At 73.8% G+C, this 18540-nt stretch carries 14 protein-coding genes and 1 pseudogene; 12 read left to right on the forward strand and 3 right to left on the reverse strand.

Annotated elements, in window-relative coordinates:
• The first annotated feature begins 8 nt into the window (after positions 1–8).
• From J2S66_RS02055 to J2S66_RS02085, 7 genes and pseudogenes are all read left to right on the forward strand, one after another.
• The gene (locus tag J2S66_RS02055) at positions 9–611 is read left to right on the forward strand and encodes a TetR/AcrR family transcriptional regulator (RefSeq protein ID WP_310303035.1); all 603 of its coding nucleotides are present in this window, start codon (positions 9–11) and stop codon (positions 609–611) included.
• Positions 608–1348 carry a TIGR03084 family metal-binding protein gene (locus J2S66_RS02060; RefSeq protein ID WP_310303037.1) on the forward strand — a complete coding sequence of 247 codons (741 nt, stop codon included), beginning with the start codon at positions 608–610 and terminating at the stop codon, positions 1346–1348. The genes J2S66_RS02055 and J2S66_RS02060 overlap by 4 nt, the downstream gene beginning before the upstream one ends.
• Positions 1345–2918: pseudogene (locus tag J2S66_RS02065) on the forward strand (acyclic terpene utilization AtuA family protein). Before J2S66_RS02060 ends, J2S66_RS02065 begins: the two are co-directional and overlap by 4 nt.
• Positions 2915–4066, forward strand: a complete 1152-nt coding sequence (locus tag J2S66_RS02070) for an acyl-CoA dehydrogenase family protein (protein WP_310303040.1) — start codon at positions 2915–2917, stop codon at positions 4064–4066. Before J2S66_RS02065 ends, J2S66_RS02070 begins: the two are co-directional and overlap by 4 nt.
• Positions 4063–5658 carry an acyl-CoA carboxylase subunit beta gene (locus tag J2S66_RS02075; protein ID WP_310303043.1) on the forward strand — a complete coding sequence of 532 codons (1596 nt, stop codon included), beginning with the start codon at positions 4063–4065 and terminating at the stop codon, positions 5656–5658. The genes J2S66_RS02070 and J2S66_RS02075 overlap by 4 nt, the downstream gene beginning before the upstream one ends.
• A gap of 7 nt (positions 5659–5665) precedes the next feature.
• Positions 5666–7582: an acetyl/propionyl/methylcrotonyl-CoA carboxylase subunit alpha gene (locus J2S66_RS02080; protein ID WP_310303046.1), complete on the forward strand. Its 1917-nt coding sequence runs from the start codon at positions 5666–5668 to the stop codon at positions 7580–7582.
• Complete coding sequence (locus J2S66_RS02085; RefSeq protein WP_310303049.1) at positions 7579–8742, forward strand: acyl-CoA dehydrogenase family protein; 1164 nt, start codon at positions 7579–7581, stop codon at positions 8740–8742. The genes J2S66_RS02080 and J2S66_RS02085 overlap by 4 nt, the downstream gene beginning before the upstream one ends.
• 1 nt (position 8743) lies before the next feature.
• Here the strand turns inward: J2S66_RS02085 and J2S66_RS02090 are convergent, their stop codons facing one another.
• Positions 8744–9673, reverse strand: a complete 930-nt coding sequence (locus J2S66_RS02090) for a helix-turn-helix domain-containing protein (protein ID WP_310303051.1) — start codon at positions 9671–9673, stop codon at positions 8744–8746.
• 768 nt (positions 9674–10441) lie between these two features.
• Between J2S66_RS02090 and J2S66_RS02095 the strand changes: the two genes are divergently transcribed.
• Positions 10442–11575, forward strand: a complete 1134-nt coding sequence (locus J2S66_RS02095) for a S8 family peptidase (RefSeq protein ID WP_310303054.1) — start codon at positions 10442–10444, stop codon at positions 11573–11575.
• Positions 11576–11590: 15 nt separating this feature from the next.
• On the opposite strand, the gene J2S66_RS02100 is transcribed toward J2S66_RS02095, so the two are convergent.
• Positions 11591–12040: a GNAT family N-acetyltransferase gene (locus J2S66_RS02100; RefSeq protein ID WP_310303056.1), complete on the reverse strand. Its 450-nt coding sequence runs from the start codon at positions 12038–12040 to the stop codon at positions 11591–11593.
• A gap of 232 nt (positions 12041–12272) precedes the next feature.
• Between J2S66_RS02100 and J2S66_RS02105 the strand changes: the two genes are divergently transcribed.
• On the forward strand, positions 12273–13457 hold the full coding sequence (locus J2S66_RS02105) for a S8 family peptidase (RefSeq protein WP_310303058.1): 1185 nt from the start codon (positions 12273–12275) through the stop codon (positions 13455–13457).
• 84 nt (positions 13458–13541) lie between these two features.
• On the opposite strand, the gene J2S66_RS02110 is transcribed toward J2S66_RS02105, so the two are convergent.
• A complete protein-coding gene (locus tag J2S66_RS02110) occupies positions 13542–14246 on the reverse strand; it encodes a peptidylprolyl isomerase (protein WP_310303060.1) in 705 nt (234 codons plus the stop codon).
• Between the two features lie 200 nt (positions 14247–14446).
• On the opposite strand from J2S66_RS02110, the gene aspS reads away from it, so the two are divergent.
• The 3 genes from aspS (at position 14447) to J2S66_RS02125 (ending at position 18517) form a co-directional block, all read left to right on the forward strand.
• Positions 14447–16258: an aspartate--tRNA ligase gene (gene aspS / locus J2S66_RS02115; protein ID WP_310303062.1), complete on the forward strand. Its 1812-nt coding sequence runs from the start codon at positions 14447–14449 to the stop codon at positions 16256–16258.
• A gap of 6 nt (positions 16259–16264) precedes the next feature.
• Positions 16265–17206 carry a DUF389 domain-containing protein gene (locus J2S66_RS02120; protein ID WP_310303065.1) on the forward strand — a complete coding sequence of 314 codons (942 nt, stop codon included), beginning with the start codon at positions 16265–16267 and terminating at the stop codon, positions 17204–17206.
• 111 nt (positions 17207–17317) lie between these two features.
• Positions 17318–18517, forward strand: a complete 1200-nt coding sequence (locus J2S66_RS02125; protein WP_310303067.1) for a hypothetical protein — start codon at positions 17318–17320, stop codon at positions 18515–18517.
• The last annotated feature ends 23 nt before the right edge of the window (positions 18518–18540 follow it).

The raw sequence follows: 18540 nt of genomic DNA on the forward strand, positions 1-18540 counted from the left end.
TCTGCCGCATGGCCCCCGAGACCAGGCAGCGGCAGGCCGACCGCAGCCGGGAGACCCGCCGCAAGCTCATGGAGGCGACGGTCGCCTGCCTCGTCGAGCTGGGCTGGTCGGGCACGACGACGACGGTGGTGGCCGAGCGCGCGGGCGTCTCCCGCGGCGCCCAGCTGCACCACTTCCGCACCCGCGGCGAGCTGGTCGCCGCCGCGGTCGAGCACCTGGGCGCGGAGAGCGTCCTGCACCTCAAGGAACGCGCGCGCACCGTGCACGGCAGCGTCGTCGCGGTGGTCGAGCTGATCGCCGACTTCTACGCGAGCGACCTGTTCACCGCCGCCCTCGAACTGTGGGTCGCCGCCCGCACCGACCCCGACCTCAGGACGGTGGTCGTGCCGCTGGAGGCCCGCATCGGGCGCGAGACGCACCGGCTGGCCGTCGAGCTGCTGAACGCCGACGAGGCGAAGCCCGGCGTGCGCGAGGCCGTGCAGATCACCCTGGACCTGGTGCGCGGCCTGGCGCTCGCGAACCAGCTCACCGACGACGGGAACCGGCGCCGGCGGATCGTCCGGCACTGGGCGCGGATGCTGGAGGCGGCGTTGGAAGGGGACGGGCTGTGATCACCGGAGTGCTGGACGACCTGCGCGCGGAGAGCGGGGTGCTGGACGACCTGGTCGCGGACGCCGACTGGTCGCTGCCCACGCCCGCCGCCGGCTGGACGATCGCCCACCAGATCAGCCACCTGCGCTGGACGGACCGGATCGCCGCGCTCGCCGCGCGCGACCCGGACGCGTTCGCCGAGGCGCTGGAGTCGGCCACGGCCGACCTGGTCGACGAGGGCGCGCGGGAACCCGTGACGCTCGACGAGTGGCGGGCGAGCCGCGAGGAGCTGGCCGCCGCGCTGCTCGCCGTGCCCCAGGGCGCCAAGGTGCCGTGGTTCGGGCCGCCGATGAGCCCGACGTCCATGGCCACCGCCCGGCTGATGGAGACGTGGGCGCACGGCCAGGACGTGGCCGACGCGCTCGGCGTGGTCCGCGAACCCACCCGGCGGCTCCGGCACGTCGCGCACATCGCGCTCCGGGCGTTCGGCTACGCCTTCCTGGTCAACGGCCTGCCCGTGCCGGAGGAGCCGGTGCGCGTCGAGCTGACCGGACCGGGCGGCGAGCCGTGGGCGTGGGGCCCCGAGGAGGCCGCGGACCGGATCACCGGTCCCGCGCTGGACTTCTGCCTGCTCGCCACGCAGCGCCGCCACCGCGACGACCTCGCGGTCACCGCCACCGGTCCGACGGCGAGCGCGTGGCTGCCCATCGCGCAGGCGTTCGCCGGTCCGCCCGGACCGGGCCGGGAGCGGTCGTGATCCGCGTCGGCAACGCCTCGGGCTTCTACGGCGACCGGTTCTCCGCCGTGCGCGAGATGCTGCGCGGCGGCCGGCTCGACGTGCTGACCGGCGACTACCTCGCCGAGCTGACCATGCTGATCCTCGGCCGCGACCGCGCGAAGGACCCCGCGCTGGGCTACGCCCGCACGTTCCTGCGCCAGTTGGAGGACAACCTCGGCGAGGCGCTGGAGCGCGGCGTGAAGATCGTCTCCAACGCCGGGGGGCTGAACCCCGAGGGCCTGGCGGCGGCGATCGACGGGCTCGGGACCGGAGCGAAGGTCGCGCACGTGACCGGCGACGACGTGCGGTCCGAGTTCCCCGACGCGCTGACCGCCAACGCCTACCTCGGCGCGTGGGGCATCGCCGAGGCGCTGAAGGCGGGCGCGGACGTCGTCGTCACCGGGCGCGTCACCGACGCCTCGCTGGTCGTCGGCCCCGCCGCCGCGCACTTCGGCTGGGACCGCGACGACTGGGACCGGCTGGCCGGCGCCACCGTCGCCGGGCACGTCCTGGAGTGCGGCGCCCAGGCCACCGGCGGCAACTACCCGTTCTTCACCGAGATCGACGCCACCCGGCCCGGGTTCCCCATCGCGGAGGTCGAGGCCGACGGGTCGGTGCTGATCACCAAGCACGACGGCACGGGCGGCGCGGTCACCGTCGACACGGTCACCGCCCAGTTGCTCTACGAGATCGGCGATCCCGCCTACCCCGGCCCGGACGTGGTCAGCCACTTCGACACGATCCGGCTCGACCCGCACGAGCGGGGCGTGCGGATCTCCGGCGTCCGGGGCTCGCCGCCGCCGGACACGCTCAAGGTGTGCCTCAACACCCTCGGCGGGTTCCGCAACTCCACCACGTTCGTGCTGACCGGACTGGACGTCGAGGCCAAGGCCGGCCTGGTGCGGCGGCAGCTGGAGGACGCGATCGGCGCGGACGGCCTGACGTGGGCGCTGGCGCGCACCGAGCACGTTGACGCCGACACCGAGGAGGCCGCGAGCGCGCTGCTGCACGTCACGGTCAAGACCGCGGACCCCAAGCGGGCCAAGGCGTTCTCCCGCGCGGGCGTCGAGCTGGCCCTGGCGTCCTACCCCGGGTTCCACGTCACCGCGCCGCCCGGAGACGGCACCCCGTTCGGCGTGTACCGGGCCGCGTACGTGCCGCGCGACGCCGTGCCGCACCGGGTCGTGCTGCCCGGCGGGGAGGTGGTCGAGGTATGAGCGCCCCCCGCAGGAGGGTCCCCCTGGGCTCGATCGCCGGCGCGCGGTCGGGCGACAAGGGCGGCGACGCCAACCTCGGCGTGTGGGTGCGCACCGATGCGCGGTACGAGTGGCTGCGCGCCGAGCTGACGGTGGCCCGCCTCAAGGAGCTGCTGCCCGAGGCGGGCGAGGTCGTCCGGTACGAGCTGCCGAACCTGCGCGCGCTGAACTTCGTGCTGCGCGGCCTGCTCGGCGACGGCGTCGCCTCCTCCACCCGGTTCGACCCGCAGGCCAAGGCGCTGGGCGAGTGGCTGCGCTCCCGGCACGTGGACGTCCCCGAGGAGCTGCTGTGAGCACGGGAGAGCTGTTCGACACGCCGGAGCGGCGGGACCTGCGCGCGACCGTGCGGCGGTTCACCGAGCGGGAGGTCGTGCCGCACCTGGACGAGTGGGAGCGCGCGGGCGAGCTGCCGCGTTCGCTGCACCGCGCGGCGGCGTCGATCGGGTTGCTGGGCGTCGGCTTCCCCGAGTCCGTCGGCGGCGCGGGCGACCTGCTCGACACCGTCGTGGTCACCGAGGAGCTGATCCAGGCGGGCGGCTCGTCCGGCCTGGTGGCGGGGCTGCTCACGCACGGCATCGCGGTGCCGCACATCGTGGACGCGGGCGACCGGGCGCAGGTCGACCGGTTCGCCCGGCCGGCCCTGGCGGGCGAGCTGATCGGGTCACTGGCCATCACCGAACCCGGTGGCGGGTCGGACGTGGCCGCGCTGCGCACCACCGCGCGCCGCGACGGCGACCACTACGTCGTCAACGGCGCGAAGGCGTTCATCACCTCCGGGACGCGGGCGGACTTCGTGACCACGGCCGTGCGCACCGGCGGGCCGGGCTTCCAGGGCATCAGCCTCCTCGTGGTGGAGCGCGGCACGCCGGGCTTCGGCGTGGACCGGCGGCTGGAGAAGATGGGCTGGCACTGCTCCGACACCGCAGACCTGTCCTTCGTGGACGCCCGCGTGCCGGTGGCGAACCTCGTGGGCGGGGAGAACGCCGGGTTCGGGCTGGTCATGCGGCAGTTCCAGGCGGAGCGGATCTCGCTGGCCGTGCAGGCGTACGCGACGGCGCAGCGCGCGCTGGACCTCGCGGTGGCGCACGTCCGGCAGCGGGAGACGTTCGGCAAGCCGCTGATCGCGCGGCAGGTCGTGGCGCACCGGCTCGTGGAGATGGCGCAGCGCGTCGACCTCGCCCGCACCTACACCCGCGAGGTGGCGGTGCGGGCGGCGCGGGGCGAGGAGGTCGTGGCGCAGGTGTGCTTCGCGAAGAACGCGGCCGTCGAGGCGTGCTCGTTCGTCGTGGACGCCGCCGTCCAGCTGCACGGCGGCGCCGGCTACCTGCGCGACGCGGAGGTGGAGCGGCACTACCGGGACGCGCGCGTCCTCGGCATCGGGGGCGGCGCGACCGAGGTGATGACCGAGCTGGCGGCCAGGCGATTGGGGTACACGGCATGACGACGTTGCGCACGGCGGTGGACACCCGGTCGCCGGACTACGCCGAGAACAGGGAGGCGTTGCTGGCCAAGCTGGCCGAGCTGGACGCCGAACAGGCCAAGGCCCTCGCGGGCGGCGGGCCGAAGTACACCGAGCGGCACCACCGGCGCGGCAAGCTGCTGGCGCGCGAGCGCGTCGAGCTGCTCGTCGACCCGGACAGCCCGTTCCTGGAGCTGTCGCCGCTGGCCGCCTGGGGCACCGACTACCCGGTGGGCGCGAGCGTGGTGACGGGCATCGGCGTGGTCGAAGGCGTCGAGTGCGTGATCGTGGCCAACGACCCCACCGTGCGCGGCGGCGCGAGCAACCCGTGGACGCTGCGCAAGACGTTCCGCGCCAACGACATCGCGCTGCAGAACCGCCTGCCGCTGATCGGGCTGGTCGAGTCCGGCGGGGCCGACCTGCCCAGCCAGAGCGAGATCTTCATCCCCGGCGGGCGGGCGTTCCGCGACCTGACCCGGCTGTCGGCGGCGGGCATCCCGACGATCAGCGCCGTGTTCGGCAACGCCACGGCGGGCGGCGCGTACGTGCCGGGCATGTCCGACTACGTGATCATGGTCAAGGACCGCTCGAAGGTGTTCCTCGGCGGGCCGCCGCTGGTGAAGATGGCTACCGGCGAGGAGTCCGACGACGAGTCGCTGGGCGGCGCGCGGATGCACGGCACCACGTCCGGGCTGGCGGACTTCGTGGCCGCCGACGAGGTCGACGCGATCCGGCTGACCCGGCGCGTGGTGGCCCGGTTGAACCGGCGCAAGCTCGGGCCCGCGCCGAAACCCGCCGAGCCGCCGCTGTTCGACGAGGAGGAGCTGCTCGGGCTCGTGCCGACGGACCTGCGCGTGCCGTTCGACCCGCGCGAGGTGATCGCCCGGCTGGTGGACGGCTCGCGGTTCGACGAGTTCAAGCCCGACTACGGCGCCGCCCTCGTGACGGGCTGGGCGGACCTGCACGGCTACCCGGTCGGGGTGCTGGCCAACGCGCGCGGCGTGCTGTTCAGCGAGGAGGCGCAGAAGGCGGCGCAGTTCATCCAGCTCGCCAACAGCGGCGACACGCCGTTGCTGTTCCTCCAGAACACCACCGGCTACATGGTCGGCGCCCGGTACGAGCAGGGCGGCATCATCAAGCACGGCGCGATGATGATCAACGCCGTGTCGAACAGCCGCGTGCCGCACCTGACCGTGGTGATGGGCGCGTCCTACGGCGCGGGCAACTACGGCATGTGCGGCCGGGCCTACGACCCGAGGTTCCTGTTCACCTGGCCCAACGCCAAGTCGGCCGTGATGGGGCCCGCGCAGCTCGCGGGCGTGCTGTCGATCGTGGCGCGGCAGGCGGCGGCGGCGAAGGGGCAGGAGTACGCCGAGGAGCACGACGCGGCCATGCGGCGGATGGTCGAGGGGCAGATCGAGCAGCAGTCCCTGGCGGCGTTCCTGTCCGGCCGGCTCTACGACGACGGCGTGATCGACCCGCGCGACACCCGCACGGTGCTCGGGCTGTGCCTGTCGGCGATCCACAGTGGACCGATCAGGGGCGCCGAGGGCTACGGCGTCTTCCGGATGTGAGGACGGGATGATCCGCAGGCTGTTGATCGCGAACCGGGGCGAGGTCGCGCGCCGCGTGATCCGGACGTGCCGCGAACTGGGCGTGTCGCCCGTCGCCGTGTTCTCCGACCCCGACGCCCGCGCCCCCCACGTGCGCGAGGCCGACGCGTCCGTGCGCCTGCCCGGCGCGTCGCCGACCGAGACCTACCTGCGCGCCGACCTGCTGGTGGCCGCCGCGCTCGCGTCGGGCGCGGACGCGGTGCACCCCGGTTACGGGTTCCTGTCCGAGAACGCGTCGTTCGCCCGCGCCGTGCTGGACGCCGGGCTCACCTGGGTCGGCCCCGACCCCGGCGTGATCGAGGCGATGGGCTCGAAGGTCGCCGCGAAGGAGCGGATGGCCGCCGCCGGCGTCCCGGTGCTGCCCGAGCTGGACCCGGAGACCGCCACCGGGTTCCCGCTCCTGGTCAAGGCGTCCGCCGGCGGTGGCGGTCGCGGGATGCGGGTGGTGCGGTCGCGCGACCGGCTGGCCGGGGCGGTGGCCGCCGCCCGGCGCGAGGCGGAGTCGGCGTTCGGCGACGGCACGGTGTTCTGCGAACCCCTGCTGGAGCACGCGCGGCACGTCGAGGTGCAGGTGCTCGCCGACGCGCACGGCACGGTGTGGGCGCTGGGGGAGCGGGAGTGCTCCATCCAGCGGCGGCACCAGAAGATCGTCGAGGAGACGCCGAGCCCGGCCGTCACCGCCGAGGCGCGCGAGCGGCTGTTCGCCGCCGCCACCCGGGCCGCCGAGGCCATCGGGTACGTCGGCGCGGGCACCGTCGAGTTCCTCTACACCGACGACGGCGACTTCCACTTCCTGGAGGTCAACACCCGCCTCCAGGTGGAGCACCCGGTCACCGAGGAGGTGTTCGGCGTCGACCTGGTGGCCTGGCAGCTCGCCATCGCCGAGGGCGCCCGGCTGCCCGCCGAACCGCCGTCCCCGGACGGCCACGCGGTCGAGGTCCGCCTCTACGCCGAGGACCCGGCGCACGACTGGCGGCCCGCGAGCGGCGTGCTGCACCGCTTCGCCGTGCCCGGCGGGGTCCGGGTGGACAGCGGCGTCGAGGACGGCAGCGAGGTCGGCGTGCACTACGACCCGATGCTGGCCAAGGTCGTCGCGTGGGCCCCGACCCGGCACGCCGCGGTGCGCAAGCTGGCCGCCGCGCTGGAGCGGGCCGAGCTGCACGGGCTGGTCACCAACCGCGACCTGCTCGTCCGGGTGCTGCGGCACCCGGAGTTCGAGGCGGGCGTGACGCACACCGGGTTCCTCGACCAGCACCGCCTCACCGAACCCCCGGTGACCGACGTGCGGCCCGCCGCGCTGGCCGCCGCCCTCGCGCTGGCCGAGCGCCGGCGGGACGCCCTGCCGCTGACCGGCGCCCCCCTGGGGTGGCGCAACCTCGCCTCCCAGCCGCAGCGGGCGGTGTTCGAGCACGGCGACGAGGTGGTCGAGGTCGACTACCGGCACACCCGCGCGGGCGTGGAGACCGGGGTCGAGGGCCTGACCGTGGTGTCGGCGGCACGCGACGCGGTGGTGGTCGAGCGCGGCGGCGTGCGCACGGCGTACCCGGTCGCGGTCTACGACGACCGGGTGGAGGTGGGCCCGGTGTCGCTGCGACGGCGCCCCCGCTTCCCCGAGCCGGAGGCGGCGGTGGCCGAGGGGGCGACCGTCGCGCCCATGCCCGGCACGGTCGTCCGGGTCGCGGTCGAGGCGGGGCAGCGGGTCGAGGCCGGCGCGGAGCTGTTCGTGCTGGAGGCCATGAAGATGGAGCACCGGGTGCTCGCCGCGTCCGGGGGAACGGTCACCGAGGTCCTGACCGAGGCGGGCCGGCAGGTCGACGCGGGCGACGTGCTCGCCGTCGTGGGCGAGGACCCGCTTGCCGGGTCGAGTGGAGGTTCCGGGCGATGACGACGAACTTCACCGAGAGCGCGGAGCGGCGCGCGCTGCGCGCGGCCGTCGCGGACCTGGCGGGGAAGTACGGCCACGAGTACTTCACCGCCAAGGCGAGGGCGGGGGAGAAGACCGACGAGCTGTGGGCCGAGGCGGGCCGGCTCGGCTACCTCGGCGTCGCCGTGCCCGAGGAGTACGGCGGTGGCGGTGGCGGCATCGGCGACCTGGCCGCGGTGTGCGAGGAGCTGGCCGCCGCCGGGTGCCCGCTGCTGCTGACCGTGGTCTCGCCCGCCATCTGCGCCACGGTCATCGCCCGCTTCGGCACCGACGCGCAGAAGCGGCGCTGGCTGCCCGGGTTCGCCGACGGCACCACCAAGATGGCGTTCGCCATCACCGAGCCGGACGCGGGCTCCAACTCGCACCGGCTCACCACCTCCGTCCGCCGCGACGGCGACGAGTGGGTCCTCGGCGGCGGCAAGTACTACATCTCCGGCGTCGACGAGGTGGGCCACGTGCTCGTCGTGGCACGCCACGTCGACGCGACCGGCAACCGCCTGCTCCCCTCCCTGGTGATCGTGCCGACGGACGCGCCCGGCTTCACCTACCGGCACATCCCGATGGAGGTCGTGTCACCGGAGAAGCAGTTCACGTGCTTCTTCGACGACGTCCGGTTGCCCCTCGACGCGCTGGTGGGCACCGAGGACGCGGGGCTGGCGCAGCTGTTCGCCGGTCTGAACCCCGAGCGGATCATGGCGGCGTCGTTCGCCACCGGCATGGCCCGCCGCGCACTGGACCAGGCGGCCGACTACGCCCGCACCAGGACCGTGTGGGACGCGCCGATCGGCGCGCACCAGGGCATCGCGCACCCGCTGGCGCAGTGCGCGATCCAGGTCGAGCTGGCGAGGTTGATGACCCAGAAGGCCGCGGCGCTCTACGACGCCGGGGAGGACCGGGCCGCGGGCGAAGCGGCCAACATGGCCAAGTACGCGGCGGGGGAGGCGGTGGCGGGGGCGGTGGACCAGGCCATCCAGGTGCACGGCGGCAACGGGCTGTCGTCCGAGTACGGACTGGGCGCCCTGCTGGCCGCGTCCCGGTTGTCCCGCATCGCCCCGGTCAGCCGGGAGATGATCCTGAACTTCGTGGCGCAGCACACGCTGCGGTTGCCGCGCTCCTACTAGGTCAGGTCCATTCCCAGCGCAGGCCGACGACGCCGGGACCGAAGTCGAGCGCGACCGCGTACGCGTAGCCCCAGGTGTCCACCGGGGTTTCGCGTATGTCGGTTGGTTCTCCACCGTTCAAGCCGGTGGTGAACTGTTCACAGCGCGCGGGTCGGCAGCGCGAGTCGTAGCGGACCTCCAGGACGTACTCGCGCACCGGCAGGCGGAACCGGCGGGAGTGGGTGTTGTCGTAGGTCGGGTGGTGCGGGGCCACGTGGATCAGCTCGTACTCCACGGCGGTCCGCTCGCCCCGGCGCAGCGGGCGGTCGAACAGCAGTTCGGCGACCATCAGGCCGTTGCGGGGGTCCGCGGACACCCGTCCCAGCCGGCACGACCGCAGCGTGCCGATCACCGGCAGGGGGTCACCGGGCAGCCGGGTGTCGTAGCCGAGCAGCACCCGGTCGACGCCCGCGCGCTCGGCGCGCAGCACCTGCCGCGACCGCACCCGGCGGGTGCTGCCGTCCATCGCGAGCTCCACCTGGTCGCGCAGGCTGAGCCGCGTCAGGTCCTGGTCGGTGCTCGTGTCGACGTCGGCGAGCAGTTCGGCGATCGAGGCGTGGTCGTGCTCGCCGACCCAGCCCTCGGGACCCGCGACCCGGGTCCGCGGTCGGGCCTTGCCGCGCGGGCGCGGCGGGCCGAGCAGGGTGCTCAGGCCGCCCTCGCCGACCTCCAGGATCTCCTCCAGGTGGCCGACCGCGGTGAGCGAGTCCGGTCGCTCGGGCCGTCTCCGGCCCGACTGCCAGTAGCTCAGCGCGGCGATGCTGACCGCCACGCCGCGACCCCGCAGCTTGTGCTGGAGGCGTTCCAGGCTGAGCCCTTTCGCCCGGATCGCCGCTCGCAAAGCGTCCGCGAAGGGGTCGTCCCCCGCGTCGTCCCGTCGGGGATCGCGCACCCGCGATTCCTGTCCGACGACTGGCGTTGGCATCTTCGCTCCGTTCTCCTGTGGACAAGGCGAGCGACGTTATCGCGGGAAATAGCCGGCGCGGTACAGCCGATCGGGTTTCCCGGAGTGAATTCAAGCGAATCGGACGGCGAAATCCGATCGGCGGTCGAATGCTTGAATTCTCATTAACAGCAGTGGTGTGAAGGTGCTGGTCGGGCGATCGTCGCACCGCGCTGGGACGTCTGGTCCCGTCCGGGCGGCCCGACGGCGCACAGCCCTGGGGACGTGGGGTGATGTGGAGCACACCGGCGTCGGTGAAGGGCCGCCGGGAACCGGGACGGCGGCCGGTTGTCGCAAGTTCCGGTCCGGGTTGCGCAGAATCGGTCGTCGGTGCAGGTCAAGGGCTTCCGGCACGTTCCGGGAGCGCGGTCCGGTTCGTTCGGCGCCGCGGAAAGGGGTTCCCGGAGACCGCGCGGTTGCGGAGAAGGACTTCCTCGCGACCGCCGCGCGGGCCCTCCACGGGCCTTTCCGCGACAACCGCGACGATATTTTCTCCACAGCGTTGAATGGCTTCTCAATCACGTCCGGGAGTCGCCCGGTGCCCACGATGTGGGACACGCGGTGAACAGGCGGTGGACGGGCGGCGGACCGCGCGGCGGACCGCCGGCACCGAACCGCCGGCGTCGGCGGGCTCCCGTGGCGGGCCCGCGTTCGGCAGACTCGACCACCCGGCGCGCGATCCGCGCCGGTCCCTCCTCACCCTGCAGGGGAACCTCCATGCGCACGCTCCTACCGGGTCTCGCCACCACCGCCCTGACCGCCGTCCTGACCACCGCCGTCCTCACCGCGCCCGCCCAGGCCGAGGCCGCCGTCCTGCACGCGGGTTCGCCGACCGCCGTGCCCGGCAGCTACATCGTGAAGACCAAGAGCGGCCGAGCCGACGTCGCGACCCGCCTCGGCGACCGAGTCACGCGCCCGCTCGACGCGTTCGGCGGCTTCACCGCCACCCTCACCCCGCGCCAAGCCCGCCGGCTCGCCGCCGACCCGGCCGTCGAGTACGTCGAGCAGGACCAGGTCGTGCACGCCAACGCGACCCAGACCAACGCGCCGTGGGGCCTGGACCGCATCGACCAGCGCCCCCTGCCGCTGAGCACCACCTACAGCTGGACCACGGTCGGCGCGGGCGTCACCGCCTACGTGATCGACACCGGCATCCGCACCACGCACCGCGAGTTCGCGGGCCGCGCGTCCCACTGCTACGACGCCGTCGACAACGACTCCGTCGCCCAGGACGACAACGGCCACGGCACGCACGTCGCGGGCACCATCGCTGGCAGCACGTACGGCGTGGCCAAGGGCGTCCGGGTGTGCGGCGTCCGGGTCCTGGGCGCCAACGGCAGCGGCACCATCGCGGGCGTCATCGCGGGCGTGAACTGGGTGACGCAGAACGCCGTGCGCCCCGCCGTGGCGAACTTCAGCCTCGGCGGCGGGGCGTCCACCGCCCTGGACGACGCGGTGCGCCGCATGGTCGCGGCGGGCATCACCGCCTCGGTCACCGCCGGTGGCAGCAACACCACCGTCGCCAACACCTCGCCCGCCCGCGTCGTCGAGGCCCTCACCTCCGGCGCCACCAACCAGGCCGACGCGCGGGCGCCGTTCTCCAACTACGGCGCCGGCGTCGACCTGTACGCGCCGGGCGTCGGCATCACCTCGGCGTGGCACACCGGCGACACCGCCGTGAACACGCTGAGCGGCACGTCGATGGCGACCGGCTTCGTCAGCGGCGTCGTCGCCCGCCACCTCCAGGGCGCGCCGACCGCGACACCCGCCCAGGTGCACGCGGAGATCGTGCGCGAGGCCACGCCGCTGCCGTGGGGCGGGCGCCTGCTGCACTGGTCACCCGCGCGCTGACCGCCCCGGACGGGGTCAGCCGGGCAGGTCGGCGGGGGCGAGGTCGTGGCGCATCACGATCTCGCCCCCGTCCACCTCGCCGGTCTCGGTGAAGCCGAACGCCCGGTAGAGGCCCGTCGCGACCGCGTTGCCGGGCACCACGCCGAGCACCAGCCGGGAGCGGCCCTCGGCGCGCGCCACGTCGGCGATCGCGGCCAGCCCCTTGCGGCCCAGCCCGCGCCCCTGCGCGCGGCGGTCGATCATGAAGCGGACGACGTGCAGCACCTCGGGCCCGTCGCGTTCGAGCAGCGTGAAGCCGACCAGGTCGTCACCGCTGAACAGCGCCAGCGGTTCGAGCTTCGGGCGGTGGACCCACGCGTCCGCGATGGACCTGACGTTGCTCGCGACGAACGCGCGCTGGTCCTCGTGCAGCTCCAGGCCGATCACCGACGGGTAGTTCCGCTCGTCCACCGCTTCCAGGCGCATGGCCGGGGACCGTAGCGCCGAGCCGCGCAAGAGTCGTTCGAATTGTGGGAAGACGCAGGTGGGGCGGATTGTTGACGCTCCCGCGAAACCGTCAATTGTTCACACTTCCGGGTTAACGGTTCAGTTGCTTACGTTGTGACGGTCAGCGAGGGCGAGGTGGCCCACCGTCATCGTCCCTGGTCCCTGCAAGAACCGGGGCGACGCGGAGCCACCACCGAAGAACGGACAACGCATGCGACAGTCACGACAGGCCCGGTTCCTGGCCGGTGTCGGGGCGACGGCGCTCGCCGTCACCGCGACCTCCCTGTTGGCCGCCCCGGCCCAGGCCGCCGAGGGTGAGATCCGTGCGGCGGACGCCGCCGTCAAGGTGCAGGACCACTTCATCGTCAAGCTGAAGGACGGCTCCGCCGCGTCCGCGGACAGCCTGGCGAAGCAGTACGGCGGCCAGGTCGACACCGTCTTCAGCAAGTCGCTCAACGGCTTCACCGTCTCCCTGCCGGAGAAGGCGGCCAAGCGGCTCGCGGCCAACCCGGCCGTCGAGTACGTCGAGCAGGACCAGGTCTTCACCACCCAGGCGACGCAGTCCAACGCGCCGTGGGGCCTGGACCGCATCGACCAGCGCAACCGGCCGCTGAGCACCACCTACAACTACACCTCCACCGGCTCGGGCGTGAACGCCTACGTCATCGACACCGGCGTGCGCATCTCGCACAGCGACTTCGGCGGTCGGGCCCGCAACGGCTACGACGCGGTGGAGAACGACAGCGTCGCCCAGGACGGCAACGGCCACGGCACGCACGTCGCGGGCACCATCGCCGGCAACACCTACGGCGTGGCCAAGGGCGCGACGATCTACGCCGTCCGCGTGCTCAACAACCAGGGCTCCGGCACCACCGCCGACGTGGTCGAGGGCATCGACTGGGTGACCAACAACCACGTCAAGCCGGCCGTCGCGAACATGTCGCTCGGCGGCGGCGTCTCCTCCGCGATCGACACGGCCGTGAGCCGCTCGATCTCGGCGGGCGTCACCTACGCCGTCGCGGCGGGCAACAGCAACGCCAACGCGTCGTCCTTCTCCCCGGCCCGAGTGGCCGCCGCCATCACCGTCGGCGCGACCACCAACACCGACGCCCGCGCCAGCTACTCGAACTACGGCTCGGTCGTGGACATCTTCGCGCCGGGCTCGTCGATCACCTCGGCGTGGCACACCAGCAACACCGCCACCAACACCATCTCCGGCACGTCGATGGCCACCCCGCACGTCGCGGGCGCCGCGGCGCGCTACCTCCAGGGCAACCGCTCGGCCACCCCGGCCCAGGTCGCCAGCTACCTGGTCGGCCAGGCCACCACGGGCGTCGTCACCAGCCCGGGCACCGGTTCCCCGAACCGCCTGCTCTACCTGGCGCCCAGCGCCTGATCCCGGCAGTCACCCGACCAGGGCCGCCTCCCCACCGCGGGGAGGCGGCCCTGGCCGCGTCCGGCGACCTCGGCCCGGCGGCGCCTAGCCCTCCTCGGTCGAGGTGATGGTCAGCGGCCGCACGGGCCTGCCGTCCCCCTCGCCCAACCCGCTGCCCGGCACGACACCCGCCGAGGCCACGACGTCCACCACGTCCATGCCCTTCGCCACCCGGCCCACGATCGGGTACTCCGGGGCGAGTTCGCTGTCCCGGTGGACGATGAAGAACTGGCTTCCGTTGGTGCCCGGCGCGCTCGCGTTCGCCATCGCCACCACGCCCCGCCGGTACTCGCCCGGCACGGCGGCCGGGTCGTCGAACGCGTAGCCGGGCGTGCCCTGCCCGGTGCCGGTGGCGTCACCGCACTGGAGCACGAACAGCCCGACCGTGGTGAGCCGGTGGCACGAGGTGCCGTCGAAGAACCCCTGGTCCGCGAGGGAGCGGAAGCTGTGCACCGAGCACGGCGCGCTCGCCGCGTCGAGCTCCAGCTCCAGCTCGCCGCCGTCGGTGCCCACGGTGAGCCGCACCGAGCCGGTGGCCTCCGCGTCGGGCGACGGCCGCGTCGCCTTCCCGGCGGGCGACTGGCCGCGCACGACGTACTCGCAGGCCACGGTGGGCGCGGCGGGCGGGGCGGGGGTCTCGGTGGTGGCGGGGACGGGTCCGGCCACCGGGCGACCGGGCACCGACGCGGTGCACGAGGTCACCAGGAGGGGCGCGGCGAGCAGGGCGAGGACGATCCGGCGGCGGGGCACCGTGGGATCGTAGAACCCCGCCCCCGCGGATCGCGGCTCCGCTCGACATCCGTCCACCACCCCCGGTCCACCCCGCTCACCGGGGTGGCCCCCGCCGTCGCGGGCGTGACACGGGGAAACCTGCCGGCGGTGGCCCCCGGGTCGTTGGCTAGCCTTGACGACCAGCAGTTGGTCGAGCTACCCCGAGGAGAGCAGCACCCGTGATGCGCACGCACGAGGCCGGGACGCTCCGCGCCGAGCACGCCGGGCAGTCCGTCACCCTGACCGGGTGGGTGGCCCGCAGGCGCGATCACGGCGGAGTGATCTTCATCGACCTCCGGGACGCCTCCGGCGTGGCCCAGGTCGTGTTCCGCGAGGGCGAGATGGCCGAGCGCGCCCACCGGCTGCGCTCCGAGTTCGTCGTCAAGGTCGTCGGCGAGGTCTCCCGCCGCCCCGAGGGCAGCGAGAACCCCGACCTGCCCACCGGCGACGTCGAGGTCTACGCCTCCTCGCTGGAGGTGCTGAACGAGGCCGCGCCGCTGCCGTTCCAGCTCGACGACCACCTGGAGGTCGGCGAGGAGGCCCGCCTCCGCCACCGCTACCTGGACCTGCGCCGCAGCGGCCCGGCCAAGGCGATGCGGCTGCGCAGCGAGGCCAACCGGATCGCCCGCGAGGTGCTGCACGAGGAGCAGTTCGTCGAGGTCGAGACGCCGACCCTGACGCGCTCCACGCCCGAGGGCGCCCGCGACTTCCTGGTGCCCGCGCGCCTGCGCCCCGGCTCCTGGTACGCGCTGCCGCAGTCCCCGCAGCTGTTCAAGCAGCTGCTGATGGTCGGCGGCCTGGAGCGGTACTACCAGATCGCCCGCTGCTACCGGGACGAGGACTTCCGCGCCGACCGGCAGCCGGAGTTCACGCAGCTCGACATCGAGATGAGCTTCGTCGAGCAGGACGACGTGATCGCGCTCGGCGAGAAGGTCGTCTCCGCGCTGTGGAAGGGCCTGGCCGGCCACGAGATCGCGCAGCCGTTCCGCCGCATCTCCTACGCCGAGGCGATGGCCAAGTACGGCACGGACAAGCCGGACCTGCGCTTCGGCCTGGAGCTGACCGAGCTGACCGACTACTTCAAGGACACCCCGTTCCGGGTGTTCCAGGCCGCCTACGTGGGCGCGGTCGTCATGCCCGGCGGCGCGTCGCAGCCCCGCCGCACGCTCGACGCGTGGCAGGAGTGGGCCAAGCAGCGCGGCGCCCGCGGCCTGGCGTACGTGCTGGTCAACGAGGACGGCACGCTCGGCGGCCCGGTCGCCAAGAACCTGTCCGACGCGGAGCGCGACGGCCTGGCCAAGGCCGTCGGCGCGAACCCCGGCGACTGCGTGTTCTTCGGCGCGGGCGACCCGGACGGCGCGCGCGCCCTGCTCGGCGCGGCCCGCGTGGAGATCGCGAACCGGGTCGGCCTGATCGAGGAGGGCTCCTGGTCCTTCGTGTGGGTCGTGGACTTCCCGATGTTCGAGGCGGTCGACAAGATCGGCGACGACGTCGCGGTCGGCAGCGGCACGTGGACCGCCCTGCACCACGCGTTCACCTCGCCCACCCCGGAGTGGGTCGACCGCTTCGAGGAGGACCCGGGCAACGCCCTGGCCTACGCCTACGACATCGTCTGCAACGGCAACGAGATCGGCGGCGGGTCCATCCGCATCCACCGCGCCGACGTGCAGCAGCGGGCGTTCCAGGTCATGGGCATCACCCCGGAGGAGGCGCAGGAGAAGTTCGGCTTCCTGCTCGACGCGTTCAAGTACGGCGCCCCGCCGCACGGCGGCATCGCGTTCGGCTGGGACCGGATCGCCATGCTGCTCGGCGGCTACGACTCGATCCGCGAGGTCATCGCCTTCCCCAAGAGCGGCGGCGGCTACGACCCGCTGACCGCGGCCCCCGCGCCCATCACCGCGCAGCAGCGCAAGGAGGCGGGCGTGGACGCCAAGCCCGCCGAGAAGAACGCCGAGAAGAACGCCGTCGACAAGACCGAGAAGAACGCGTAGCCAGAGGTGCTGCACCTGCGGGCGGTCAGCCCGGTCGAGCGCACCGACGACGTGCTCGACACCCTGACGCGGCACCCCGGCGTCACGCACGTGGTGCTGCTCAGGGGCGCGGCCGTCCAGCCCGCGGGCGACGTGGTCGAGGCCGACGTCGCACGGGAGGCCACCGACGAGGTGGTGGCCTCCCTGTGCTCGCTCGGCGTCGACCGCGACGGCGGGGTGACGCTGGAGGTCATCGACACCGCGCTGTCGGACTCGGCCGACCGGGCCGAGGAGTCCGTGCCGGGTGACGGCGCGGACGCCGTGGTGTGGGAGGAACTGCTCTCCCGCACCGGCGAGGAGTCCAAGCTCAACGCCACCTTCCAGGCGTTCCTGACCATCGCGTGCCTGCTCGCGGCGGTCGCCGTGGTCACCGACTCGCCGGTCACCCTGGTCGGCGCGATGGTCGTGGGACCGGAGTTCGGCCCGTTGGCGGCCATCGCGGTCGGCCTGGTGCTGCGGCGCTGGGACCTGGTGCGGCGCGCCGGGCTGGCGCTGGCCGTCGGCTTCCCCCTCGCCATGCTGGTCACCGCGTTCGGCGCGTGGCTCGGGTCGTTCACCGAGCTGTTCGACCCCGACCTGGCCCTGGCCGGCCACCAGGTGGACTTCGTGTTCGAGGTAGGCCCGTTCTCCCTGATCGTCGCGCTGCTGGCGGGCGCGGCGGGCATGCTGTCCATGACGTCCGCCAAGTCGGCGGCGCTCGTCGGCGTGTTCATCTCGGTCACCACCGTGCCCGCGGCCGGGTTCGCCGCGGTCGCCGCGGTTCTCGGTGAGTGGGACATATGCCTCCGATCGGTTGCACAGTTGGCGGTCAACCTGGTCGGCGTGGTCGTGGCCGCGGCGCTCGTCCTGACCGTGCGCCACCGGCGCGGGCACGTCCGTGACCTGGGCAGACCACTGGCGCGGGGCTGATCCGGTCACGTTTCGCCGTACCGTGGCGCCCGGTGGGCGGCGCCCATTACCGTCACGGTGCCCGGACGGGTTCTGTCAGCCCGGGTGCCACCGGGAGTAGGGTCGGAGGCAATGAGCGTGGACATCACCGCCGGCCCGCAGGACGTCGACGACGCCGCCCCTTCCGAGCTGGACGACGCGGTGGCGGCGGCGGAGTCCGTGTTGAGCGGGCGGTTCGGAGCGCCGGTCCGGCTGGCCGATCCCGAGGACCTCGGGGGAGCGGGCCGGTCCGTGGTGGCGCGCGTCCGCGTGGCCCACACGCCCTTCTCGCTGCCCCGCACGCTGGTGCTCAAGCGCTACCCGCAACCGGTGGCCGACCGCGACCCGTTCGCGCACGAGGTCGTGAGCCACAAGCTGCTCACCGCCCTGCCGTCCGAGGAGCGGCTGACGCCCGAACTGGTCGCCCAGGACAACGCCAAGCGGCTCGTCGTGCTGGAGGACCTGGGCAAGGCGCCGCGCCTGGCGGAGAAGCTGCTCGGCCCCGACGCGCGGGCCGCCGAGCGCGGGCTCCTGTCGTGGGCGCACGCCATGGGCAGGCTGCACGCCACCACCGCGGGCCGCGACGCCGACTTCGACGCGCTGATGCGCCGCCAGGGCAGCCAGTGCTGCGCCGACCCCATCGTGGTCGACGTGCACACCGCCCTCGACGGCCTGCCGGCCCTGCTGTCCCGCGCGCTGGGGGTCGACACGCCCGAGTCCGTGCGCGGGTTCGCGCAGGCCGCGGTGCGCGGGTTCACCACGTCCCGCCGCCGCGCGTTCAGCCCGTCCACGTCGTGCCCGGACAACCACCTGGTGACCAGCAAGGGCGTGCGGTTCCTCGACTTCGAGGGCGGCTGCGTGCGCGACATCGTGTTCGACGCGGCGTGCCTGCGGGTGCCGTTCCCGTCGTGCTGGTGCGCCTACGGGCTGCCCGCCGGCATGTCGGAGGCGATGCTCGCGGCGTGGCGGGCCGAGGTGTCCTCGGTGTGGCCCGACCTGGACGACGACGCGGTGTTCCTGCCGAGGCTGCTGGAGGCGCAGCTGCTCTGGGTGTGGCTGGGCACGTGGCGCGGCCTGCCGGGGCTCGACTCGGCGCTGCCGTCCGGGCACCGGCCGCTGGACTCGCCGCCGCGCACCGCGGTGCTGACCACGCGCTGGGCGCGGCTGCGGGCCGACGCGCTCGCGCTGGGCGCCGCGCACGTCGCCGCGCACGCCGACGAGGTGGTGTCCGCGCTCGTCTCCCGCTACGGGGCGCAGGCCGCGGAACTGCCGCTGTACCCCGCGTTCCGGTAGCGTTCCGCCGCCCGTACCCCGGG

The organism is Saccharothrix longispora (assembly GCF_031455225.1).
GTDB classification, from domain to species: Bacteria; Actinomycetota; Actinomycetes; order Mycobacteriales; family Pseudonocardiaceae; genus Actinosynnema; species Actinosynnema longispora.